Origin of the sequence: Nonomuraea sp. NPDC049607, assembly GCF_040675375.1 — a bacterium.
GTDB lineage: Bacteria > Actinomycetota > Actinomycetes > Streptosporangiales > Streptosporangiaceae > Nonomuraea.
The window spans coordinates 24,163-48,227 of the sequence record NZ_JBFAOV010000018.1 but is presented as its reverse complement, the minus strand read 5'-3'; the positions used below and the strand labels follow the sequence as shown (position 1 = coordinate 48,227).

Genomic DNA, 24,065 nt, shown 5'->3' with positions numbered 1-24,065 from the left:
TCCAAGCCCTCCGGTTGACGGTCGGCCGCCCGCGCCTGGATGACGTTTCGATGAACTGCGGTAAGCGCGCGGCCCGGACCTCGCGGGCGTCGTCCGAGGCCGCCCGCCGCCTCCTCCTGATGGTGTCAACGGCCGCCCGGCCGCTCCAGAGCATTGAACCGACGGCTAAAGAACCAGGTCGGAGGCAGGTACGGGCAGCGGGCGCGGAGGTGGTTAAGCCGGCGGCCCAAGGGGCAGAGCAAGCACGACGTTGTCATGGTCGAAGCGGATGCGACACGATCGTGATCGGATGTCGATGCTGAATTGTTAGCCCTGGAGAGGTATGACTCCCGCCGGCAAGAAGTTCAGGCTCATGCGGCGTCGCTGCGCGGAGATCGCCCGCCGATTACCGATGCCGCGGCCCTATCGCGTCAGAACGCTCTGCGACCTGGTCGCCGCCGAGCGGGGGCGTCCCATCCGGCTCCTGGAGCTGCCCGGCGACGACGAGATGCTGGGCGCCTGGCTGGCCACCGAGGCGACCGACCTCATCTTCTACAAGCCCGACACGACGCCGCCGCACCAGGACCACATCATCCTGCACGAGCTGAGCCACGTGATCTGCGGCCACTACCCCGAGGCCGACCCGAAGGCCCAGCGGCACGTGTTGTTCCCCAGCCTCAACCCCGCCCTCGTCCGCCGCGTGCTCAGGCGTTCGATCTACGGGTCGGAGGAGGAGCAGGAGGCAGAGCTGCTCGCCTCGCTCATCTGGCAGCGGGCCTGCCGGGAGTCGCACCCGCGGGCGTCGGACGTCCGGCGCGTGGACGCCGCGCTCACCGGGACCGCCGAGGCGATCCACGGCGGGGTGTCCGGCCTCGGCCGTGGGTGAGTGGCTGCGGCTCAACGGCCCCGCGGTGCTGGCGTGCGCGCTGACGGCCTACCGGCTGGCCGCCGTGCGCTCCTGGGTGCGGGACCCGGCCGGGCGGGCGGTGTTCGTCATCCTGGCCGCGATCGCCGCCTCGACGACGGTCAACACGCCCTGGGCCTACGACGTCGTCTGGCGGCTGACCGGCGTGCCGAACCTGGCCAGGCTGGTGTCCCACGCGTTCATGCTGGCCCTCGCCTGGTCGGTCGGGACGTTCGTGCGGCAGGTCGGCGGGCCGCCGGAAGAGCCGCGCCGCCGTACGTGGGGTGAGGCCGCCTGGCCGGCGCTCGTGCTGCTCGGCATGTGCCTGACCTTCGCCCTGGCCCGTACGCCGGTCAACAGCCCGCGCTTCGCCGTCCGCTACGGGGACACGCCGGGCGTGCTCGAATACTGGCTCATCTTCCTGTGCTACCTCGTGCCGGTGTTGTGCCACGTCACCTGGTTCGCCCTGCGTGAGGCCCGCCAGACGGGGAACCGGGCGGTGAGCGCGGGACTGCGTCTGGTCGCCGTGGGCGCGTCCCTGACCGTGCTCTACCACCTGCACAAGGCGGCCTACTTCGCCTGCCGGCGGATCGGCGCCGACTACCCCGACCTGCTGCGGGCGCCTCTGGACATGCTGCTGGTGCCGCTCGGCGTGCTCGCGGTGCTGATCGGCCTGGCCCTGCCGTCGTGGTGGCCCGCGCGGCTGCGCTGGTTCCGCGACTTCCGGCTGCACCTGCGGCTGCGTCCGCTGTGGCGGGCGCTCTACCGGGCCAGCCCGGACATCGCGCTGCTGGCCCCGGCGCCCTTCCTGACCGAGCTGGTCACCTTCCGCGACCTGGACCTGCGGCTGTACCGGCGGTTCGTGGAGATCCGGGACGGCCGGATCGCGCTGGAGCCGTACCTGGACCAGCGCGTGACGGACGCGGCCCGGCGAGAGGGCGTGCGCTCCGGCCTGCGCGGGCAGCGGCTGGAGGCGTTCGCCGAGGCCGCCTCGGTGGACGCGGCCATCCGCGCCCGTGCCCGGGGCCGGCCGCCCGACGGCGGCGCCCAACCGGCGGCCGTGCCCGGCGGCGTCGACCTGAGCAGCGACGCCGCCTTCCTCGGCCTCGTCTCGCGCGCCTACCGGCGGCTGGGCGCGCGCTGAGCCGCCGTCACGACCGGTGGACCGCCTCCTCCAGGGAGTCCAGGATCCTGTCCTGCACCACCTCCGACAACGCGGCGACGGTCGGCGTCAGGAAGAGGTCGCGCGGCGACAGCTCGACGCCGAAGGCCGGTCCCACCCGCGACGTCACCCGCAGGCTGGTGATCGAGTCGCCGCCCAGGGCGAAGAAGTCGTCGTGCACGCCCACCCGGTCCAGGCCGAGCACCTGCTCCCAGATTCGGCCGAGCGCCTCCTCGGTCGGGTTGCGCGGCGCGACGTACGACTCCGCCTTCTCCCGCGGCGGGGCGGGCTCCGGCAGGGCGGCGCGGTCCACCTTGCCGTTGGCGTTCAGCGGCAGCCGGTCCAGGGACACGAACGCCGCGGGCACCATGTACGCGGGCAGCCGCGCGCCCAGGCTCGCGGCCAGCTCCTCGTGCGAGGGCGCGGGCCCGCCGGCCGCCGGCACCACGTACGCCGCCAGCGTCCGGCGTCCGGCGGCGTCCTGCCTGGCCATGGCGACGGCCTCGGCGATCCCGGGATGCGCCAGGAGCGCGGCCTCCACCTCGCCCGTCTCGATCCGGAAGCCCCGGATCTTCACCTGGCCGTCCACCCGGCCGAGGAACTCCAGATCGCCTTCGGGCGTCCAGCGGACCCGGTCCCCGGTGCGGTAGAGCCGCCCGCCGCCGCCGAACGGGTCGGCCACGAAGCGTTCGGCGGTCAGCGCCGGCCTGCCGAGATAGCCCCTGGCCAGGCAGGCGCCCGCCAGGTACAGCTCGCCCGGCGCGCCGACGGGCACGGGCGCCAGGGAGGCGTCCAGGACGTAGGCGCGGGTGTTGTCCATGGGACGGCCGATCGGCGCCCGTCCCGCCTGTACGATCTCGGGGGTCATCTCCCGGGTCGTGACGAACGTGGTGGTCTCGGTGGGCCCGTACCCGTTGTGGAACGTGGTCCCGGGGCAGCGGTCGATCACCCGCGCGAGCGCCTGCGGCGAGGCCGCCTCGCCCCCCGTCCACACCTCGCGCAGCCCGGCGAAACACTCGGGCAGCTCCTCGGCGAACAGGTTGAACAGGGCCGCCGTGAGGAACATCCCCGTGACGCCGTGCTCGGCCGCCAGCGCCCGCAGCCGCCGCGCGTCCAGGTCGCCGGGCGCGACCACCACCTCGCCGCCCGCCAGCAGCGGCACCCACATCTCGTACGTGGCCGCGTCGAAGGCGTGCGGCGAGTGGAACAACACCCGGTCGTGGCCGCCGCCGCGCCAGCGGTGGTCCATGGCCAGGCTCACCACGTTCTCGTGGGTGACCGCGACGCCCTTGGGCAACCCGGTCGAGCCCGAGGTGTACATCACGTACGCCAGCGACCCGGGCAGGGGGGCGGGCAGGGGGGTGGAAAGGGGGCCGGGCGCGGGCAGGTCGCCGTCCACCTCGACGGCGGGCAGGCCCAGGTCGGCGGCGCGCCCGGCCAGCGATCGGTCGGTCAGCACCGCGACCGCGCCCGTGTCCCGCAGGATCCACCGCATGCGTTCGGCCGGGAAGTCCGGGTGCAGCGGCACGTACGCGCCGCCCGCCCTGAGCACGGCCAGCATCGACACCAGCGCGTCCGGCGAGCGTCCCTGCAACACCGCCACCCTGGACTCGGCGCGCACGCCCAGCCCGGCCAGCACCTCCGCCAGCTCCCCGGAACGGCGGTCGAGCTCGCCGTACGTCAGCTCCGCGCCGTCGCCGCGCACCGCCACCGCGCCGGGCGTCTCCCGTGCCCGCTCGGCGAACAGCTCATGGACCGTCCGGCGCGGGTGGTCGCGCGCGGTGTCGTTCCACTCCGTCAGCGTCAGCCGCCGCTCCCGCGCGCTCACCGCGCTCAGGGACCCCACGGTCCCGCCGGGGTCCGCGGCGAGCTGCCCGAGCAGCGCCGACAGGCCCTCACCGAGCCGCCGCACGGTCGCGGCGTCGAACAGCTCCTCGTCGTGCAGCAGGACGAACGACAGCTCCTCGCCCGGGTAGACGACGAGGCCGAGCGGGTAGCCGTTCGCCTCGGCGGCGTCCACGTCCCGCAGGCGCGGGCCGGAGGCGGAGTAGTCGATCGGGTAGTTCTCGAAGACCACGATGCTGTCGAACAGCGCCGTCCCCGGCGGCACGTCGCTCCACGCTCGGATCCGGGTGAGCGAGGCCGCCTCGTGCTCCCGTGCCCCCGCCTGCGACTCCTGGAGCTCGCGCAGCCAGGGCAGCAGCGGGCGGGCGCCGTCCACGTGGACGTGGACGGGCAGCGTCTGGATGAAGATGCCGATCATGGATTCGGCGCCGTCCAGCTCCTCGGGGCGGCCCGACACCGTGGCGCCGAAGCACACCCGCGGCTCGCCGCTGTGCCGGGACAGCAGGATCGACCACGCGCCCTGGACCACGGTGTTGAGCGTCAGGCCGGCCGCCGCGGCCCGGTCGGCCAGCCGCCGGGTCAGGTCGGGCGGCAGGGCGGCGCGGACCCGTCCGGCCGCCTTGGGCCGGTGTCGCCTGCCGGGCGGCCGGTCGTAGGGGAGCGGCGTCGGGGCGGTGAGCCCGGCCAGCGCCTCCCGCCAGTAGGTCTCGTCCGCGGCGAGGTCGCGGCCGGCCAGCCATTCCACGTAGTCGCGGAAGGGGCGGCGCGGCTCGGGCGGGCCGCCGTCGCCCTCTCCGGTGAGCCGGGCGCACGCGGCCAGCACGTCGCGCAGCAGCCGGTGCACGCTCCAGCCGTCCAGCAGGATGTGGTGCAGGGTCCACACGACGCGCACGGTGTCGTCGTCCAGCCGGATGACCGCCAGCCTGGACGGCGGCGCGGCCGTCAGGTCCAGGCCCTCGGCCCGGTCCGCGGCGAGGAGGGCGGCCAGCGCGGCCCGCCGCTCGTCCTCGGGCAGGCGGCGCCAGTCGTGCCGGACGACCGGCAGGCGGGCCCGCCCGTGCACGATCTGCACAGGATGGTCCAGGCCCTCCCAGGCCAGGGACGTGCGCAGCACGGGCGTCCGGTCCACGACCGACTGCCACGCCCGCGCCAGCGTCCCGGGGTCGGTGACGCCGTCGAGCAGCATCCCGAACTGGGCCACGTACAGGTCGTCGCCGGCCGCCAGGCACTCGTAGAGCATGCCGGCCTGGCCAGGGGTGAGCGGGTAGACGTCGGCGATGTCGGCCGCGTCGCGTCCGTCGCCGAGCAGCCGGTCCAGGCTCGCCTGGTCCAGCCCTGCCAGCGGGTAGTCCGACGGGGTGCGCCCGCCCGCGCCCGGTTCGGCGCAGTGGCGTACCAGCCGGGTCACGTTCGCGGCGAACCCGTCCGCGAGCCGGGCGACGGTGGCCTCGTCGTGCAGGTCGGCCGAGTACTCCCAGGTCACCTCCAGCCGGCCGGCGCGCACCGCGGCGACGACGTCCAGCAGGTGCGGCCGGACGTCGCCGGGGTCCTGGAACAGGCCGATGGGCGCGACGTCCCGGTAGAGGTCGCCCAGAGGCGGGTCGAACCGGCCGAGGTAGTTGAAGCAGACACCGGGGTGGCAGTCGGGCGCGGTGCCGCGCAGGTGACGCAGGACGCCGTACCCGAAGCCGCGCCCCGGGACGGCCCTGACCTGCTCCTTGACGCTCTTCAGCAGCTCGCCCCAGCCGTCTTCGTCGGGCAGGCTCAGGGCCAGCGGGAAGTAGGTGGTGAACCAGCCGACCGTGCGGGACAGGTCGGTGCCGGGGAAGATCTCCTCCCGGCCGTGGCCCTCGGTGGCCAGCAGCAGGTCCGTACGCCCGGTCCAGTCGCCCAGGGTGCGGGCCAGCGCGGCCAGCAGCACCTCGTTGACCTCCGTACGGTAGACGCCCGGGACGTCGCGCAGCAGGGCGCGGGTGGTCTCCTCGTCCAGCGACACCGTCGTACGCCGTCCCGACGCCACGAGGTTGGGCCCCTCGCGGTCCAGCGGGACGTCCGCCCTGCCCGGGGCGCCGGTCGCCCGGGTCCAGTGGGGGAGTTCGCCGTCGAAGGCGCCGGAGGCGGCGTGGGCGGCCAGAGTGCGGGACCAGCTCACGAAGGAGGCGGTCTCCGCGCCCAGGTCGACGGGCTCGCCGCGGACGGCCTGCCCGTAGGCGGTGTGCAGGTCCTGGAGCAGCACCCGCCAGGACACGCCGTCCACGACGAGGTGGTGCGCGGTGAGCAGCAGCCGCGGCGCGCCGGAGCCGGTGAACGACACCGCCGCGAACACGGGCCCGCGCTCGGCGTCGATGCCACGCTGCACGGCCTCGCTCTCGCGCGCGATCACGCCCGGTGCGTCGCCGTCGAGACGGACGTGGCGCAGGACGTTCCCGGCCGGTGGTGAGGTGACCTGCTGGGATCGTCCGCCGTCGTGCCGGGTGAATCGGGTCCGCAGCGCGGCGTGCCGGGCGACCAGGGCGGACACCGCCACGCCCAGCGCCCGCACGTCCACGTCCGCCGCCAGTTCGGCCTCCACGTACTGGTGGAACGTCCCCGGCACGGTGAACCGGTCGAACAGGAAACGCTGGATCGGCGTCAGCGGGGCGGGCCCGCCGTCGGCGGCATCCCCGGCGGTGGCGTTCGCGGGCTGCCCGGCCCGCCGCACGTACGGCGCCAGGGCCGCCACGGTCTGCCGCCGGAACAGGTCGCGCGCGGTGAGCCGCAGCCCGGCGCGCTGCGCCCTGGACACGACCTGGATGGCCAGGATCGAGTCGCCGCCCAGCGTGAAGAAGGAGTCCTCGGCCCCCACGCGCTCGACGCCCAGCACCTCGCCCCAGATCGCGGCCAGCTCCCGCTGCACGGGCCCCGAGGGCGCGACGTAAGCCGCCGCCCCCGCCCGCGCGCCGGGCTCGGGCAGCGCCGCCCGGTCCACCTTGCCCCGCTCGGTCAGCGGGAACGCGGGCAGCACCATGATCACGGCGGGGATCATGTGGTCGGGCAGCGACCCGGCGAGGAAGGCGCGCAGCGCGGCGGGGTCGGGCTCGGCGTCGCCCGCCGGGGTGACGTACCCGTTGAGGCGGTCGCGTCCAGAGGAGGCCAGCACGACCGCGCCGCCCACCGAGGGGTGGCGCTGGAGGGCGGCCTCGATCTCGCCCGGCTCCACCCGGAAGCCGCGGATCTTCACCTGGTCGTCGCCGCGCCCCAGGTACTCCAGCTCGCCGCCGGGCAGCCGGCGGACCAGGTCCCCGGTCCGGTACATCCGTCCGCCCGGCGGGCCGAACGGGTCGGCGACGAAGCGCTCGGCGGTGAGACCGGGCCGGTTCAGGTAGCCCCTGGCCAGGCCGGGCCCGGACAGGTACAGCTCGCCGGGCACGCCCTCCGGGACCGGGTTGGCGTAGGCGTCCAGGACGTACCCGGCGCTGCCGGTCAGCGGGCGGCCGATCGGCGGCAGCCCGTCGCCCTCCCGGCTCACGTCCCCGGCGGTGGCCACGACGGTGGCCTCGGTGGGCCCGTAGTTGTTGACCAGCCGGAACGGGACGCCGGGCCGCGGCCTGCGGCGCAGCACGTCGCCGCCCGTCAGGACGGTACGCAGCGCCGTCCCGTCGATCGCGGGCAGGTCGAGCACGGTCTCCAGCCGGGGCGTCGGCAGGAAGCAGATCGTGGTGCCCATGGCGGTGAACCAGGCCACCAGCTCGTCCGGGTCGTCCAGCGCGTCCTGACCGGGGAAGGCGACGCGGGCCCCCGCGCACAGGTAGGGCCAGACCTCCCACACGGCGGCGTCGAACCCGAGCGAGGCCACCTGGGACGCCCGGTCCCGGGGCACCACCCCGAACGCCGCCACGTGCCAGGCGCACAGGTCGGCCAGGCCGCGGTGCTCGATCATGACGCCCTTGGGACGGCCGGTGGAGCCGGAGGTGTAGATGATGTACGCCAGGTCGCCCGGCTCCGTCCCGCGACCGGGCCCGGGTCCGGGGTGGCCGTCGCCCGTCTCCGCGTCGGGCCCCTCGTGGTCGTCGCCCGTCTCCGTGTCGCGGGGGCGTACGACGGGCAGCCCCTCGTGGTCCTCGTCGGCCAGCAGGATCGGCGCGCCGGTGTCGGCCATCACGTACGCCAGCCGCTCGGCCGGGATGCCGGGGTCGAGCGGCACGTACGCGCCGCCCGCCTTGAGCACGCCGAGGGCGGCGGTCACCATGTCCGGGCCGCGTTCCATGCACACCACCACGGGCACGCCCCGGCCCACGCCGAGGCCGCGCAGCCGGTGCGCCAGCCGGTCGGCGCGCCGGTCGAGGTCGGCGTAGGTGCGGGTGCCGCCGTCCCACTCCAGCGCGACGGCGTCGGGCGCGACCCGCGCCCATTCACTCACCTGCACATGCACCGGCCGCCCGGCCTGCTCGCCGCGGCCACCGGCGGCGGGAGCGGCGGGACCGGTCAGCGTGGGTCCGGTCAGGGTGGCATCGGACAGGGGGGCGTCGGCAGGCGCGGGGGCGGGCTGCGGGGTGGGGGGCAGGGGGAGGCGGGCCAGGGGATGGTCGGGGGCCGCGGTCACGGCTTCCAGCAGCGCGATCAGGTGCGCGGCCATCCGCTCGGCCGTCGCGGCCTCGAACAGGTCCGTGCTGTACTCGATCATCGCGTCGAGCGCGCCGCCGTCCTCGCGCTCGACGAACTCCAGCGTGACGTCGAAGATCGAGGACACGTGCGGCAGCCGGTACGGCTCGGTACGCGCCCCGGCGAAGCGCGGCGTCTTCGGCGGCGCGTTCTGCAACGCCACCATGGCCTGCACCAGGGGCGTCCTGCTGGGATCGCGCTCGGCGTCCAGCTCGCGCACCAGCCGGTCGAAGGGCACGTCCCGGTTGGCGAACGCGTTCAGCACGGTCTCCCGTACCGCGCCCAGGAACTCGGCGAACGTGGCGCGCTCGTCCACGGTGGAGCGCAGCACCAGGGTGTTGACGAAGCAGCCGATGAGCGGTTCGAGCTCGGGCAGGTCGCGTCCGGAGACGGGGGTGCCGACCGAGACGTCCCGCTGGCCGGCGTACCTGGACAGGAGCACCTGGCACGCCGCGACCAGCACCATGAACGGCGTCGCCCCGGCGCGGGCGGCGAGGTCCCCGAGCGTGGAGGCCAGCTCCGCGGGGACGGTGAAGCGGTGCGCGGCCCCCGCCGAGCTGCGTACGGCCGGGCGTGGCCGGTCGGCGGGCAGGTCGAGCGGGGTGATCCCGTCGAGCCGGCCACGCCAGTGGTCGAGCTGGTCCGCCAGGCTGTCGTCGGTCCAGCGGTCGCGCTGCCAGGCGGCGTAGTCGGCGTACCGGACGGGCAGCGGCGCGAGGGGGGCCCGGTGGCCGTGGCGGGCGGCGTCGTAGAGCAGGCCCAGTTCGTCGGCCAGGATGCGCATGGACACGGCGTCGATCACCGAGTGGTGCAGGCTCAGCACCAGCAGGTGGTCCTCGGCGGCCAGGCGCAGCACGGCCAGGCGCAGCACGGGGCCGCGGGCCAGGTCGAACGGCCGGGTCACCTCGTGCCGCACCATGCGGTCCAGCTCCTCGCCGGGGAGGCCGGCGACGTCGGTGACGGTCAGCGGCACCTCGACGGCCGCATGCACCTTCTGCACGGGTTCGGCCCGCGCGGGGTCGGCGTCGCCGTGCTCGATCGTCGTGCGCAAGGGCTCGTGCCGGGCGATGAGCTCGCCGAGCGCGGTGCGCAGCGCCTCGGGGTCGAACGGCCCGCTCAGCCGGTAGCCGAACCGGACGTTGTACTCGGTGCCGCCGGGGTCGTGCGCGTGGAAGAACCAGAAACGCCGCTGGGCGTAGGAGAGCGGCGCGTCGCGTCCCGGCGGGAGCGGGGTGACGACGTCCGCGCCCGCGTCGCCCGCCTCGTCGCGGCTCGCGGCGCGAACCCCGCCCCGAACCCCGCCCGGAACCCCGTCCCGATTCCCGGCACGGTTCTCGTCGCCGTACTCGGCGGGGTTCTCGGCCGGTTTCAGGGAGGCGGCCAGGGCGGCCACCGTGCGTTCGCGGAAGATCGCCCGGGGGGACAGGCTCGTGCCGAGCGCGGCACGGATGCGCGGCACCACGCGGAAGGCCAGCAGGGAGTTGCCGCCGATGGCGAAGAAGTCGTCGGTCACGCCCACCCGGTCCAGGCCCAGCACCTCGGCCCACAACTCGGCGATCACCCGTTCCTCGTGACCGCCGGGAGGCGTGTAGCCGGTGGCGCCCTGGGGGCCCGTGGCGGGCAGGGCGGCGCGGTCCACCTTGCCGCTGGCGGCGAGGGGGAGCCGGTCGAGGTGCTGGAACACCGAGGGGATCAGGTACTCGGGCAGGTCCCGCGCGAGGAAGGCCCGCAACTGCTCAGGCGACGGCCCAGCCGCCCCCTCAAGGGACGCACCGCCCGAGGGTGCTTCGGCGGGCGCGGCCGTGGGGGCCTCGGAGGTGGTGGCGGGCTGGGGGACGGGCCGGGTGACGGGGACGACATGGGCCACCAGGCGGTCGCCGTCGGCGACGACCGCGGCGGCGGCCACCCGCGGATGCCGGGTCAGGGCGGCCTCGATCTCGCCGGGCTCGATCCGGTGCCCGCCCACCTTGACCTGGTCGTCCGCGCGGCCGAGGTATTCGAGCTCCCCGTCAGGCAGGAGGCGGACCACGTCCCCGGTGCGGTACATGCGTTCGCCGTCCGTCCCGTACGGGTCGGCGACGAACCGTTCGGCGGTGCCGCCGGGACGGCCCCGGTACCCGCGGGCCACCCCGGAGCCCGCGACGTACAACTCGCCCCGCTCACCCGGCGGGACGGGCCGCAGCCGGGCGTCGAGGACGTAGGCCCGCGACCCGGACATCGGCCGGCCGATCGGCACCGCGCCGCCGGGCGTGCGGTCGCCGGGTTCGAGGCGGAAGGCCACGCAGCCGACCGTCGTCTCCGTGGGGCCGTACTCGTTGACCACCGTCACGCCGGGACGGTCCGCGCGCCACCGGCCGAGCGCGTCGCCGTGCAGCGCCTCGCCGCCGATCACCAGCTCGCCGCGCTCCGGAGCGGCGTCCGGGGACCCGTCCTCCAGCAGCGGCAGGTGGCTCGGGGTGATCTTCAGGAAGGACGGCCGGACGCCGCCCGGCTCGTCGAGCGTCCCCGCGTGGACGCGCCCGCCCGCGACGAGCGGCCCCCACAGCGTGGTCACCGACAGGTCGAACGAGATCGACGAGTGCAGCAGCGCCGTGCCCGCCAGGCCCGGGTAGTCCCGCAGGCAGCAGGCCAGGTAGGCGGCGAGCTGCCGGCGTTCGACGAGCACCCCCTTGGGACGGCCGGTGGAACCGGAGGTGTAGATCGCGTACGCCAGGTCCGCCGGACGGCCCGGGGGAGCGGGCGGCGCGTCGGCGAGCGGCGCGGGATCGTCGTCCACGCACAGCACCCGCGCCGCCGTCACGGGCAGGCGCCCGCGCAGCGCCCGCTGGGTGACGACGACGGGCGCGCCCGCGTCGTCGATCACGACGGCCAGGCGGCTCGCCGGCACGCCGGGATCCAGCGGCAGGTACGCGGCGCCCGCCTTGAGCACGCCGAGCAGCGCCACGACGAGGTCGAGGCCGCGCTCGGCGTAGACGGCGACGAGCGTGTCCGGGCCCGCCCCGAGCCCGCGCAGGCGATGGGCGAACCCGTTCGCGCGCGCGTCGAGCTCCCGGTAGGCCAGCGAGCCCGCGGCCGAGGACACGGCGGTCGCGCCGGGGGCCAGCCGGACCCGCTCGGCGAACAGATCGAGGACGTCACGTGTCGAGTTGTCCATCACCCGGTGCTCCTAGCCTCAGTAGATGACGCGGGACCGCGCGTCCAGCCGGAACTCGCGCGACTTGCGAAGATCCCTGGCCACGTTCAGCCGGCGCAGCCACCGGTCCGTCCCGTCGAAGCGGGCGCGGAAGGGCTTGCGTCCGTGCACGGCCTTGTAGTTGTCGATGACGCAGATGTCGCCGGGTTCGAGCACGACCCCGGTCATGGCCGCGTCCACGGTCGCGGCGAGGGCGGCGAGCGCTTTCTCCTCGTCCTCTCCCTGTATTCCTTGCATATAGTGCGGATCGACGCAGAGATACGGGTCGTCCGGGGCGCCGAAAAGCACCGGCATGGGCTTCGGGTCGGTCAGCGCGCTTTCGACCTGGCGATAACTGCGGCGTTTCAGGTCGGTCACCCTCGGGTCGTCGTCCCGGTCCGGGGCACGATTCTCCGGACGGTGCGAGTCGTCCGGGAGAATGAGAAATCGGTGCTCCCGGAGGAAGGCTTCTGTGGCCTCGTCGAGATGTATCGAACCGACCTCGGCGAAGGTCGTCTCCACCTTGTCGGGATTACGCAGGCAGAACAGCCCGAGATAATCCGTGCGGAGCGGGTGGAAGGCGTCCTCGGTGTGCCAGACCAGCGTTTCCTCGCTGCTCCAGCCGATTTGCTCGCGTTCGAAGCCGCGCATCGGGAAAACGTCGTGCATGATGCGCCCGTCCTGCTGCGTCACCCAGCCGATCGGCTCGCCCAACAGGCTCATGACCAGGTAGAACGCGATGTCCAGCGTCAGTGTCGGCGACGGCGTGGGACGTGATCTCCAGTCCTCGGGAGTGGGGCCGAGGGCGGCGTCGTCCACCGGCAGCCCGGAGATCACCAGCAGGCCAGAAGGCTCGGCCAGCCGGAAATCGTGCAACTCCGCGCGGAGGCGTCTCGGCAGCTCGTCGGCATAAACCCGGCCGATTTCCTGGAATTGCGCGGACTCGACTCCCGGATGCTGCCGGGCGAGCTCGCCCGCCAGCTCCGTGATCGCCGTCGCCTCGTCTTTCCGCAGTTCGAAAGTCGACACAACTCGCTCCCTTCCTCGGCGACACCCGTCCGGTCAAGGTTCGGTCGCCGGAGGGCCGGAGCTCAACGTGTTTGAGCCTCAAGCTAAACAGGGCAGTCACGAAGCCGGTGTGCTAGCGTCGAAAAGGTATCAGCGAGCGTCCCGTGCCGGTGTCGGCCCCCGGGCGGAAGCGCCGCGCAAGTGAAATTCGCCGACGACCCGGCTCCTGGTCGGCGCTTCCCACGACGTCATTGACAGCGGAGGAGGACCCGGTGCGCCGATCACGACTGGCAAGGATCACCAGTGCGGCGGCTCATCTGCAGGTGTTCGCCATCGCGGGGATCAGCGCGGTGCTGCTGATCAGGACCTGGCTGGCGAGCACGGGCTACCCGAAGCTCGGCGGCGGCGACCTGCACATCGCGCACGTCCTGTGGGGCGGCCTGCTGATGGCGGTCGGGCTCGGCCTCACCCTCGCCTTCCTCGGCGAGCGGGCCAGGACGTGGGGCGCGCTGCTCGGCGGAGCCGGTTTCGGCACGTTCCTCGACGAGGTCGGCAAGTTCGTCACCGAGCGCAACGACTACTTCTACCGGCCCGCCGCCGGCATCATCTACCTGGTCTTCGCCGTCCTCGTCGTGCTGGCCCAGTGGCTCAAGGGCCGCACCGGCTACACCGGCGCCGAGCGGACCGCCAACGCGCTGCACGCCGCCCTCGTCGGCGTCACCTCCGGGCTGACGGTCGAGCAGCGGCGCAGCGCGATCCGCCTGGTCCAGGACTCCGGCGACCCGCTCGACGCCGCCACGGTCCGCCTGCTCGGCATGGTGCCCTCCAGCGAACCGCCCCGCTTCCCCGCCGTGCGCGCCGCCCTGGCCTGGCTGGAGCGCTTGTGCCGGCGGCCGGTCGTGGTGGTGCTCGCGGTGGTCTACCTCGCCGTACGGGCCCCGCTGCCCCTGGTCGGCCTGGCCCTGGAGAGCTCCTACGACTCCCTCGGCCAGGAACGGGAGTGGGGAGCGGTGATCGGCCTGGCGGCGTCCGCGGCGGTGACGGTGCTGCTCAGCCTGTGGGGCGCGGCCCGGTTACGGTGGAACCGGGCGGCCGCCTTCCAGGCGCTCTACCTCGCGCTTCTGGTCGACATCCTGTTCGGCCAGGTGTTCGCGTTCATCGTGAACCAGTTCTCCGCGGTGCCGGGGCTGGTCGCGGACCTGCTGGTGCTGGCCGTGCTCGGCACGACGAACCGGCACCTGCGCAGAACCGCCCCGGCCCGCGACCCCGGCGACGGGCCGGGGGCGCGGGCCGGGAACGAGGACCGGGACGGCTGAGGTTCCGGGAGCTACGACCCCGACGGCTCCGCCATGGCGACCGCGATCCGCCGCGCCCCCGTGTACGGCTCGCGCCCGTGCGAGGTGAGCATGTTGTCGATGACGAGCAGGTCGTCGGCCGCGTAGTCGAAGCGGCGGGAGGCCGCCCGGTAGCACTTGCGCAGGTGGTCGGTGACCTCGTCGGGGATGGCGCCGCCGTCGCCGTAGTAGGTGTTGCTCGGCAGCCCCTCCTCCCCGCACATCTCCAGCAGCCCCTCGCGCACGGCCTCGGGCAACGTCGTGACGTGGAAGAACGTGGCGTGGTTGAACCAGACGGGCTCACCGGTCACCGGATGCCGGTGCACCGCCGCGCGGACGGCCTCGGTGCGCAGCCGTCCGTCCCCGAGCCAGGTCGCCCGTACGCCGTTGCGCTCGCAGTACGCGGTGACCTCGTCCCGGTCGGAGGTGTTGAACGCCTCCGACCACGGCATGCCGAGTTCGTCGTCGTAGGTGCGCACGACCATCCAGCCGCGCCGCTCGAACTCCTCGCGCACCGCCGGGTCGAGGGTGTCGTGCACCTCCCGCGTCGAGGCCAGGGGCGTGGCCCCCTGCGACTCCGGCGGCCGCATGCAGTGGAAGAACAGCACCATGGGCCAGACGGCCTGGTAGGAGTTCTCGTTGTGGAGGAAGATCTCCTCCTCGGGCGGATAGTCGGTCGAGGTGTAGACGTTGCCCTTGATCACGCTGCGCGGCGACGACCGTTCGGTGTAGGCCAGCGGCGTCCCGGAGAACGCGCGCACAGCCGCGTCGAACCCCTCGACGCCGCCCACCTCGAAGCCGCGGAACAGCAGCGCCCCGTGGCTGGTCAGGCTCTCGCGCAGCGCGCGGTGCCCGGCCCTGATCCGGTCCTGGACGGGCTCGCCGCCGCCCTCGATGATCAGCACGGCTCACTCCTCCATCGCCGCGATGAGGCTCTTGGGCCGCAGGTCGGTCCAGTTCTCGTTGATGTAGCCGAGCGCGCGTTCGCGGTCGGTCTCGGGCAGCGCGACCGCCCATCCGGCCGGCACGTCCACGAAGGCCGGCCAGAGCGAGTGCTGTCCTTCGTCGTTGACGAGCACCAGGTAGATGCCCTCGGGGTCCTCGAAGGGGTTCGTGCTCATCGTGCGTCCTCCAGGGAAGGTCAGTTGCGTTGTGAGATGAGTCCGCCGCCGCGCAGCAGCGCCATGCCCAGCGACGTCAGCGTGTGCAGGGCCGTGTTGCGGTTGCGGGCGGTGGTGATGAGCCCGGCCTTGCGCAGCACGGTGGCGTGCTTGCTGGCGCCGGCCAGGGAGATGCCGAGCCGCTCGGACAGCGCGCCGGTGGTGCAGCTGTCCATGAGCGCCTGCATGGCCGCGGCCCGGGTGTGCCCGACGAGCGCGCCGAGCGCCTCGTCGTCGGCCGTGGGCTCGGCCACCAGGTCCGACAGCACGGCCGGCGTCCAGGGGACCGAGACCACGAGCGCGGGCAGCCCCGTCTCGTGCTCCCGGTCCAGGAACAGGCAGTGCCTGACCTGGAGGAAGAACGAGGGGCTGAGCAGCAGGCCCTTGCCGTCGAGGTACACGTCGCGGTCCTCGTCGTGCGGGACCTCCAGGACCGGCGGGTTCCAGACCAGCTTCGGGTGCAGGGTGTCCAGCAGGCACTCGACACCGTTGGTGATCGTGATCCGGCCGAACGTCTCCCGTTCGAGCTCCAGGTAGGCACGCACCCGCCCCCAGTACGGCAGCACCGCGGCCCGGCAGAACGCCAGCACGGTCGCGGTCGCCCACGGGACGGCGGCGTCCCCGGCGCGGAAGCCGGACTCGCCGGGGGAGCGGTCGAGCAGTCCGAGCAGCTCGCCGAGCGGCCGGCGCTCGCGGGCCAGCCGATCCACCTGGCCGGCCGTGCCGTTCATGCGTTCGCGCACGTCCCTCCGCCACTCGCCGTGGACCGCGCCGCCGCTTCTGGCGAACAGGTCGAGGGCGAACACGCTCTCGGTCACCGGGCCCAGCGTCGCCGCCATGCGCAGGCGTGCCAGGTCTTCGACCGTGAAATGAATCCGCAGCACCGCGGCTCCCATTTCGCATTTTCCGGGTTCGTCGATCACGCCGCGGCGCGGGAAAAAGCGCACGACGCGGTGGCCGCGTGGATCAGGGCGGCTTGGCGATGAGGGCGTCCGCGGTGGGAGCCCCCAGTTTTGCTCAAGCTAACTCGGAGGCAGTTGGGAAGTCAACTGGGGTTGGTGGATCAAGAATTTTGCATCTACGCCAGTTGATGACCGCCTGTGGGCAACCGTGAACGCCCTGCACAGGGGGCGCATGCCAAGCCGCGGGGCCGCACGCCACCACCCTTCTGACCGCCCTGTTTAGCTCCGGCGTCAATGAGCTGGAAATCGGCCGGGGCCGTCCGGCACGCTCGGAAAAGGGCGGTCGGAGCACTGCCCAATCCTTTTTCCGGTTCTTCCGACGCGCGTTTCCCAACGCCATGGACAAGGGCTCAAGAATGGTAAAGAACGTCGTCATCGTGGGCGGCGGCACCTCGGGCTGGATGACCGCCGCATATCTCCGGGCGGCATTCGGTGACCGAATCGCCGTCACTCTGGTCGAGTCGAAGAACATCGCGACGATCGGCGTGGGAGAGGCCACGTTCAGTACGATCCGTCACTTCTTCGACTATCTCGGGCTGGACGAGCGGGAGTGGATGCCCGCGTGCAACGCCACGTACAAGCTGGGGATCCGGTTCGAGAACTGGCGTGCCCAGGGCCATCACTTCTACCACCCGTTCGAACGCCTGCGCGTCGTGGACGGCTTCCCCCTCACCGACTGGTGGCTCGACGCCCGTCCCGGCGGCGACTTCGACCGCGACTGCTTCGTCATCAGCTGGCTGTGCGAGGCCAAGCGCTCGCCCCGCTACCTGTCGGGCGAGCTGTTCGAGCAGGACTTCACCGAGAACCCCGACGAGCGCGCCTACCGCACCACCCTCACCGAGCAGAACACCCAGTTCCCCTACGCCTACCACTTCGACGCCGCGCTGCTGGCCTCCTACCTCACCCGGTTCGGCACCGAGCGCGGCGTCCGGCACGTCCTCGACGACGTCGTGGACGTCCGGCTGGACGAGCGCGGCTGGATCGACCACGTGCTCACCAAGGAGCACGGCGAGCTGTCCGGCGACCTGTTCATCGACTGCACCGGCTTCCGCGGCATGCTGCTGAACAAGGCGCTGGACGTCCCCTTCGTCTCCTACCAGGAGAGCCTGCCCAACGACCGGGCGGTGGCGCTGCGCGTGCCCGCCGACATGGCCCGCCGCGGCCTGCGCCCCTGCACCACCGCCACCGCCATGGACGCCGGCTGGATCTGGACCATCCCCCTGTACGGCCGCATCGGCACCGGCTACGTCTACGCCGGCGACTACTGCACCCCCGAGGAGGCCGAACGCACCCTGCGCGAGTTCGTCGGCCCCGAGGCGGACGAGCTGGAGGCCAACCACATCCGCATGCGGATCGGCCGCAGCGAGCGCTCCTGGGTGAACAACTGCGTGGCCGTCGGCCTGTCCAGCGGCTTCGTCGAGCCCCTGGAGTCGACCGGCCTGTTCTTCATCCAGAACGCCATCGAGCAACTGGTCAAGCACTTCCCCGCCGAGCGCTGGGACGACCGGCTGCGGGAGTCGTACAACCGCCAGGTCGGCAACGTCATGGACGGCGTGCGCGAGTTCCTCGCGCTGCACTACCACGCCGCCGCCCGCTCCGACAACGACTACTGGAAGGACGCGGCCACCCGGGCTCTCCCCGATGGGCTGGCCGAACGCCTGGAGCTGTGGCAGGCGCGCCTGCCCGACAACGAGACGATCTTCCCGCACTACCACGGCTTCGAGTCCTACTCCTACATCGCCATGCTGCTCGGGCTCGGCGGCGTCCCGGTGCAGGCCCCGCCCGCGCTGCGGCACTTCGACCACGGCCGCGCGGAACGTGAACTGCGGCTCGTACGCCAGCAGGCCGAGGCGCTGGTCGCCAACCTGCCCAGCCAGTACGAGTACATCGCCGCCCTCAACGGCGACGCCATGCCCGGACGGCGACCCGAGCTGAGCCGGACACGATGATCCCGGCCGAGGGACCGGCGCGGATCGCCCTGTTCGGCGTCCTGCTCGCGGCGGTCCTCCTCCTCGCCTGGGCAGGGCGGCGGCTGGCCGGCGTGCTGCGCCAGCCGGCCGTGATCGGCGAGGTGGCGCTCGGGATGGCGGCGGGCCCGCTGGTCGTCGCCGTGGCCGGTCCCGGCGCCGCGCGGGCGCTGCCCCTCGACTGGCTGAGCTGGTGCGGGCACGCCGGCCTGGTGCTCTACCTGGTCGGCGTGATCCACGAGCTGCGCCTGGCCGCGCCGCTCGTGCGCGGCCGGGCGGTGGGCTGGACCGCGGCGGGCGCGCTCATCGTCCCGCTGCTGGCCGGCGCCGCCGTGGCCGTGTGGGCGCTGGCCGGGGACGAGCCCGGCCTGCGCGGCACGGCCCCGGCGTCCGCGCTGGTCGTCTTCCTGGCGGTGTCGTTGTCGGTCACCGCCGTCCCCGTCCTGGCGCGGATCCTGTCCGAACGTGACCTGGTCGGCACCCGGGTGGGGGTGTTGTCGATGACGGTCGCCACGGTCACCGACGTGGCGGCCTGGCTGCTGATCGCGCTGGCGGTCAGCCTGGCGACCGGCGGCCTCGGGAACGTGGCCGTGCTCCTCGCCGTCACCGCCGCGGCCCTCACGGGTGCGGTCGCGGTACGGCACGCGCTGAGCCCGGCCCCGCTCCTGGGGCTGCCCGCCCGCGCCCCGCGGGCGGCGGCGGTGCTCCTCGCCGTCTGGGCGCTGGCGGCCGCGGCGGCGATGCGCTCGTGGGGGCTGACCGAGATCCTGGGCGCGGCCCTCGCCGCCCTCGCCCTGCCCCTGACGGCCGCGGCTCCCGCCGATGGGACTGCCACGGGCGGCGGCGAGGATCCGTGGGCACGGCCCGTGCGGCTGGTCGCGGGCGCCGGGCGGCTGCTCGTCCCGGTGTTCTTCGTGGTCACCGGGTTCACCGTGTTCGCCGAGCCGTTCGCGGTGGCCCCCTGGTCGGCGATCGTCCTGGTCACGCTGCTCGGCATGGCGGCCAAGGCCGGGGGCGCGTACGCCGGCGCCCGCCTCGGCGGCGAGCCGCCCGGGACGGCGCTCCGCCTGGGCGTGCTGCTCAACACCCGGGGCCTGACCGAGCTGGTCGCGCTGCAGATCGGCCACGAGGCCGGGATCCTCACCCCGGCCATGTTCCTCGCGCTCGCCGTCATGGCGCTGGTGACCACGGCGGCGACCGGCCCGTCGTACGCCCTCCTCCAGCGGCCGCGACGGCCGCGCGGGACGGCCCCGGTACCCGTCGCACAGAACGGAGGCTTGCGATGACGGATCTCCCGCTGGTGGAGGCCCTGCCCATGACGCCGACGGTCGACCCCGACCGTTTCCGGTCACTGATGTCCACCTTCCCGAGCGGCGTCGCCGTCGTGACCGTGACCGACCCGGACGGTCGCCCGCGCGGCATGACCTGCTCGTCGGTGTGCAGCGTCACCCTCGACCCGCCGACGCTGCTGGTCTGCGCCCGCAGCCTGAGCCCCACGCTGCACGCCATGCTCAAGACCGAGCAGTTCACCGTGAACCTGCTGCACGCCCACGCCCGCGACACCGCCGAACTGTTCGCCTCGGGCGCCGCCGACCGCTTCGACAGGGTCAGATGGTCCGCCCGCCCCGCCTACGGCGGGCCGCACCTGGTGGAGGAGTCCCACTCCGTCGCCGACTGCCGGGTCGCCAGGACCGTGGAGGCCGGCGACCACATCGTGGTCTTCGGCGAGGTGTACGGCATCGAGCGGTGCGCGCCGGCCGTACCCCTCCTGTACGGCCTGCGCGCCTACTCGTCCTGGCGTCCGGGGACCGAGCCGTCATGACCGGCTCAGAAGGTGCCCGTCCACCGCAGCCGCCGCCACGTCTCCGCCCACGGCAGGCGCGGCTCCCGGCACACCAGCAGCTCCTTGCCCTCCTCGAAGTGCGGGACGTCGAAGGTGAGCCGCCCGCGCGCCTCGCACCGGCCGAACAGCGCCGAGAACGACGCCCGGTCCACCCCGACCGCGACGACCACGTCCACGCCGTCGGCCGGACGCCCGAAGTCGGCGTAGGAGTTCTGGGCGCTGTAGGTCCTGGGCAGCCCGTACGCGCCGCCGTACCGGGCCAGGGCCCCGGCCTCGCCGTAGTTCTGGGCGTACACGACGGCCCGCCGCCGTTCGTCCACCGGCAGCGCGCGGTGGACGGCGGACACCTGCGCGGCCAGGTCCGGCCAGCCGGTCTCCCCGAACTGCTCCTCGCCGAGCACGGCCAGCACCGGGTTGCCGGCGTACGTCGCGATGGGCAGGACCGGCAGCACCATGAGCGCCGCGAGCACCCCGTTGAGCACCGCCGCCGCCCCCAGCCACAGGCGGCGGCCGAGCGTCGCCGCCCGCACGCACCCGGCCGCCACCAGTACGGTCAGCAGCCCCTCGGTGTAGCGGGGCTCGGCCCCGAGCAGCATCAGCAGCGGCGCCACGACGAGGTACGCCGCGGCGACCGCCCGGTACGGCCGCCACTCCGCCCGCCGGAGCAGGGCCACCAGCCCGATCACCCAGACCGGCGTGAGGAAGGGCCCGATCATGAGCACCTGGCCCACCAGGAAGTTGACGGCGCCCGCCGGCCCCGCCGACATCTCGCTCGCCATCGTGAACTGCGGCCACCCGTGCGCGGCCTGCCAGACGAGTCCGGGCGAGGCGATCAGCAGCGCGACCCCGGCGCCGCCCAGGAGCCACCCGCCGCGCAGCACGCGCCGCGGCCCGGCGACGAGCAGCCCCGCCGCGAGGGCCACGACCAGCAGCACCACCAGGTACTTGGCCAGCAGCCCCACGCCGACGACCGCGCCCACGGCGAGCCACAGCCGCTCGTCGCCGGTCCGCAGGACGCGGATCACCAGCCAGCAGGCCGTGACCCACACCAGGTGGTCGACGGCGGTGGGGTGCAGCACGTGCCCGGCGGCGAGCGTGGCCAGCGTGGCGGCGCAGACGCACGCGGTCAGCACCTGGAGCCGGCGTCCCGCGCCGAGCTCGCCCGCGATCAGCCCGGTGACCAGCACCGACACGGCGGTCAGCAGCGCCGGCACGACCCGGATCGCCGTCAGCGAGTCGCCGAACAGCACGATCTGCAGCCGGGCCAGCAGGGGGACGAGCAGCGGCTGGTCGACGTACCCCCACGCGAGGTGCTCACCGGCGACCCGGAAATAGAGCTCGTCGACGTAGTAGCCGGGGCCTCCGGCGAACGCCAGAAAGACCGCGAGGACCGCGACGGTGACCACGGAAAGGCCGATGACGGCCCTTTTCGGAGATGTTTCCGCCCGAGGCGGTGAAATAGTTGCGACGGTGTCCACGAAAACCCCTTCCAGCGTTTGTGTGGAGGTGTAACCGCTGGTCGCAGCCTCCCATCGAGTCGATGAGGACACAATGGAATTGACTCGTCCGGAAAACACACAGCTCGTCGGCCGAGTCCTCCGCCATGCATTGACGGGAACGAATCGAGCGACTTATTTTGCGTCCGGGTATCCCACTCCAAAACGCACGTGAGGTGAATGTGATGCAGGAACTCCAGGCGATCAATCTCACCGAATTCGAATGTCTGGCGCTGAACAGCCCGCTGAACCTCGCCGACGGGCACGCCCGGCAGGCGCTCACCGCCAGCCAGGCGCGGATCATCGACGACCTGCCCAACCTGTTCGCCAAGGCCGCCGCGCGGGCTCCCGAGGAGGTGGAGCTCGACGCCTGCCGGGCGTACCTGGGCCTGCTCGGCCAGCACAGCCACCCGGTCGGCGAGAACCGCGTGTTCGCCTGCTACTCCTCCTCGGTGGCCATGGAGATCTTCGCCAGGGCCCTGGCCCAGAGGGGCGACACGGTCGCGCTGATCCACCCGACGTTCGACAACATCCCCGACATCCTGCGCGGCGTGGGCCTGAACCTGCTGCCCCTGGAGGAGGACGTCCTGCACGGCGGCGACCTGCCCCGCGCCCTGCTCGACGCGGTGAGCTGCGTCTTCGTCACCACGCCCAACAACCCCACCGGCCGCGTGGTGACGGAGGAACGGCTGCGCGCCCTGGCCGCCCAGTGCGCCGAGCACGACGTCGTCCTGACACTGGACACCTCGTTCCGCGGCTTCGACCCCCGGGCCCACTTCGACCACTACCGGGTGCTGGAGGACAGCGGCTGCCGCTGGATCGTCATCGAGGACACCGGCAAGCTGTGGCCCACGCTGGAGCTGAAGATCGGCTGGCTGGTGACCTCGGCCGAGCCCGGCCTGCCCGTCGCCAAGGTCTACTCCGACATCCTGCTCGGCGCCTCGCCGCTCGTGCTGGCGCTGGTGCAGCGCTTCGCCGAGGACGCCGCCGACGGCGGTCTGCCCGACCTGCACCGCTTCATCGCCGGCAACCGCGCGCTGGTGCGGCGGTCGCTCGCCGGCCTGCCGGACGTGGACTTCCCCGACCCCGCCAGCCGGGCCAGCGTCGAACGGGTCCGCCTCGGGCGGCGCTCGTCACTGGAGGTGTGGTCCGCGCTGCGCGAGCACAACGTGTACATGCTGCCCTGCCAGAAGTTCCACTGGGCCGACCCGTCCGAGGGCGACCACATGCTCCGCGTGGCGCTCGCCCGGCCGGCCGCCTCGCTCGACGAGGCGACGCGGGCCCTCCGCCTCGTCCTGTCCTCCCGATGAGCCCCACCCCCGCCGCACCCCGCCCCCGCGCGGCCCCCGGCCCCCCGGTGTCCCCGGCGCGGGGGCGGGCCGGGCCCGGGTCGCACGCGCTGCGCTGGGAGGCGGGCGTCGTGCAGTCGGTGGCGCCACCCGGTACGACCGACCTCGGCCCCGGCTACCTCGGCCCCGGCCTGCTGCCCGTGGACCTGCTGGCGGAGGCGTACGCCGAGGCCCTGACCGGTTACGGCGCGGCCGCCCTGGCGTACGGCGACGACCGCGGCGCGCTCACCCTGCGCGCGGCGCTCGCCGCCCGCCAGGACGTGTCGTGCGGGCCAGGTGGCGTGCTGGTCACCGCCGGCACCTCGCAGGCCCTTCACCTGCTCGCCACCGCCCTGGCCCGGCCCCGCGACGCGGTGCTCGTCGAGGACTCCTGCTACGACCTGGGCAGGCTCGTCCTCACCGACTGCGGCCTGCGACCGTACGGGGTGCCGGGGGACGCCTCCGGGATGGACCCGCAGGCTCTCGACGCGGCCCTGACCCGCACCCGCCCCGCCTTCGTGTACCTCAACCCCACCTTCCACAACCCGACCGGCCGGGTCGTGCCGCTCGGCCGCCGCCGCGAGCTGCTGGCCGTCGCGCGCCGGCACGCGACGACGATCGTCGAGGACGACGCCTACGCCGACCTGCGCCTCGACGGCGGCACCGGACCGCCCGCCCTGGCCTGCCTGGACGGGCACCGGGGCGTGATCAGACTGGGCACCTTCTCCAAGTCCCTGGCCCCCGGGCTGCGCCTCGGCTGGCTGACGGCCGAGCCCGCCGTGGCCGACCGGCTGGCCGCCCATGGCGTGTTCCAGAGCGGCGGCTGCCTGAACCACACCACCTCGCTGGCCGTGGCCACCCTGCTGGAGCGGGGCCACTACGACCGCCACCTGCTCTGGCTGCGCGAACGCCTGCGCGAACGGCGCGACGCCTTGGTGGACGTCCTCACGGCGCGGCTGGACGGCGGCTTCGCCCTCGACCGGCCCGCCGGCGGCCTGTTCGTGTGGGTGCGCGCCGACCGCCGGGAAGCCGGGCTGCTCGCCGCGGCACGCCGCGCGGACGTCCTGGTCGCCGCCGGCTCCCGCTTCGCCGCCGCCCCCGTCCCCGGCTCGACGGCGGGCGCCGTACGGCTCGCGTACGGCCTCAACGGCCCGGACGAGCTGGCCGCCGCCGCGGAACGGCTGGCGGAGGTCTGGAACACGATCCCCCCGGAGACCTGAGAATCCGCCCACCGAGAATCCGATGCCCCGACAGGAGACGACCC

Annotated in this window: 14 protein-coding genes; 8 read left to right on the top strand and 6 right to left on the bottom strand. The window is 73.7% G+C overall.

The genetic code is table 11. From position 1 onward, the window contains the following. Nucleotides 1-322 precede the first annotated feature (322 nt). Nucleotides 323-865, top strand: coding sequence for a hypothetical protein (locus AB0J97_RS30635; protein WP_357701530.1), 543 nt, complete (start codon nt 323-325; stop codon nt 863-865). Then, nucleotides 858-2,027, top strand: coding sequence for an MAB_1171c family putative transporter (locus AB0J97_RS30630; RefSeq protein WP_364094861.1), 1,170 nt, complete (start codon nt 858-860; stop codon nt 2,025-2,027). The genes AB0J97_RS30635 and AB0J97_RS30630 overlap by 8 nt, the downstream gene beginning before the upstream one ends. Nucleotides 2,028-2,034: 7 nt before the next feature. Here AB0J97_RS30630 and AB0J97_RS30625 read toward each other — a convergent pair whose 3' ends face one another. Next, nucleotides 2,035-11,685 carry an amino acid adenylation domain-containing protein gene (locus AB0J97_RS30625; RefSeq protein WP_364094858.1) on the bottom strand — a complete coding sequence of 3,217 codons (9,651 nt, stop codon included), beginning with the start codon at nt 11,683-11,685 and terminating at the stop codon, nt 2,035-2,037. A gap of 18 nt (nt 11,686-11,703) precedes the next feature. Continuing rightward, a complete protein-coding gene (gene gntD / locus AB0J97_RS30620; RefSeq protein WP_364094855.1) occupies nt 11,704-12,732 on the bottom strand; it encodes a guanitoxin biosynthesis L-enduracididine beta-hydroxylase GntD in 1,029 nt (342 codons plus the stop codon). Between the two features lie 251 nt (nt 12,733-12,983). Here gntD and AB0J97_RS30615 point away from each other — a divergent pair, with 251 nt between their 5' ends. Continuing rightward, nucleotides 12,984-14,027 carry a hypothetical protein gene (locus AB0J97_RS30615; RefSeq protein ID WP_364094852.1) on the top strand — a complete coding sequence of 348 codons (1,044 nt, stop codon included), beginning with the start codon at nt 12,984-12,986 and terminating at the stop codon, nt 14,025-14,027. An 11-nt stretch (nt 14,028-14,038) separates the two neighbouring features. On the opposite strand, the gene AB0J97_RS30610 is transcribed toward AB0J97_RS30615, so the two are convergent. The 3 genes from AB0J97_RS30610 to AB0J97_RS30600 are packed head-to-tail and all read right to left on the bottom strand — an operon-like array spanning nt 14,039 to nt 16,089. Beyond that, nucleotides 14,039-14,950, bottom strand: coding sequence for a TauD/TfdA family dioxygenase (locus AB0J97_RS30610; protein WP_357701540.1), 912 nt, complete (start codon nt 14,948-14,950; stop codon nt 14,039-14,041). A 3-nt stretch (nt 14,951-14,953) separates the two neighbouring features. Beyond that, complete coding sequence (locus tag AB0J97_RS30605) at nt 14,954-15,166, bottom strand: MbtH family protein (protein WP_357701542.1); 213 nt, start codon at nt 15,164-15,166, stop codon at nt 14,954-14,956. Between the two features lie 20 nt (nt 15,167-15,186). After that, complete coding sequence (locus AB0J97_RS30600; protein ID WP_357701544.1) at nt 15,187-16,089, bottom strand: winged helix-turn-helix domain-containing protein; 903 nt, start codon at nt 16,087-16,089, stop codon at nt 15,187-15,189. Nucleotides 16,090-16,523: 434 nt separating this feature from the next. On the opposite strand from AB0J97_RS30600, the gene AB0J97_RS30595 reads away from it, so the two are divergent. The 3 genes from AB0J97_RS30595 to AB0J97_RS30585 are packed head-to-tail and all read left to right on the top strand — an operon-like array spanning nt 16,524 to nt 19,956. Continuing rightward, nucleotides 16,524-18,116 (top strand): tryptophan halogenase family protein, encoded by a 1,593-nt coding sequence (locus AB0J97_RS30595; protein ID WP_364094845.1) that lies wholly within the window; start codon nt 16,524-16,526, stop codon nt 18,114-18,116. Beyond that, on the top strand, nt 18,113-19,420 hold the full coding sequence (locus AB0J97_RS30590) for a cation:proton antiporter (protein ID WP_364094842.1): 1,308 nt from the start codon (nt 18,113-18,115) through the stop codon (nt 19,418-19,420). Before AB0J97_RS30595 ends, AB0J97_RS30590 begins: the two co-directional genes overlap by 4 nt. Continuing rightward, nucleotides 19,417-19,956 carry a flavin reductase family protein gene (locus AB0J97_RS30585; protein WP_364094839.1) on the top strand — a complete coding sequence of 180 codons (540 nt, stop codon included), beginning with the start codon at nt 19,417-19,419 and terminating at the stop codon, nt 19,954-19,956. The genes AB0J97_RS30590 and AB0J97_RS30585 overlap by 4 nt, the downstream gene beginning before the upstream one ends. A gap of 5 nt (nt 19,957-19,961) precedes the next feature. Here AB0J97_RS30585 and AB0J97_RS30580 read toward each other — a convergent pair whose 3' ends face one another. Beyond that, nucleotides 19,962-21,383 (bottom strand): glycosyltransferase family 39 protein, encoded by a 1,422-nt coding sequence (locus tag AB0J97_RS30580; protein WP_364094836.1) that lies wholly within the window; start codon nt 21,381-21,383, stop codon nt 19,962-19,964. 275 nt (nt 21,384-21,658) lie between these two features. Between AB0J97_RS30580 and mppP the strand changes: the two genes are divergently transcribed. Together mppP and AB0J97_RS30570 are read left to right on the top strand one after the other, a co-directional pair. Beyond that, nucleotides 21,659-22,783, top strand: coding sequence for an enduracididine biosynthesis enzyme MppP (gene mppP, locus AB0J97_RS30575; RefSeq protein WP_364094833.1), 1,125 nt, complete (start codon nt 21,659-21,661; stop codon nt 22,781-22,783). Next, entirely contained in the window at nt 22,780-24,021 is a 1,242-nt protein-coding gene (locus AB0J97_RS30570; RefSeq protein ID WP_364094830.1) for an aminotransferase class I/II-fold pyridoxal phosphate-dependent enzyme, read from the top strand. Before mppP ends, AB0J97_RS30570 begins: the two co-directional genes overlap by 4 nt. The last annotated feature ends 44 nt before the right edge of the window (nt 24,022-24,065 follow it).

Excerpts from the sequence above, each read along its gene's own strand:
- AB0J97_RS30635 (WP_357701530.1), top strand. The coding sequence starts at position 323 with ATGACTCCCGCCGGCAAGAAGTTCAGGCTCATGCGGCGTCGCTGCGCG.
- AB0J97_RS30625 (WP_364094858.1), bottom strand. The coding sequence starts at position 11,685 with ATGGACAACTCGACACGTGACGTCCTCGATCTGTTCGCCGAGCGGGTC.
- AB0J97_RS30605 (WP_357701542.1), bottom strand. The coding sequence starts at position 15,166 with ATGAGCACGAACCCCTTCGAGGACCCCGAGGGCATCTACCTGGTGCTC.
- AB0J97_RS30595 (WP_364094845.1), top strand. The coding sequence starts at position 16,524 with ATGGTAAAGAACGTCGTCATCGTGGGCGGCGGCACCTCGGGCTGGATG.
- AB0J97_RS30590 (WP_364094842.1), top strand. The coding sequence starts at position 18,113 with ATGATCCCGGCCGAGGGACCGGCGCGGATCGCCCTGTTCGGCGTCCTG.
- AB0J97_RS30585 (WP_364094839.1), top strand. The coding sequence starts at position 19,417 with ATGACGGATCTCCCGCTGGTGGAGGCCCTGCCCATGACGCCGACGGTC.
- mppP (WP_364094833.1), top strand. The coding sequence starts at position 21,659 with ATGCAGGAACTCCAGGCGATCAATCTCACCGAATTCGAATGTCTGGCG.
- AB0J97_RS30570 (WP_364094830.1), top strand. The coding sequence starts at position 22,780 with ATGAGCCCCACCCCCGCCGCACCCCGCCCCCGCGCGGCCCCCGGCCCC.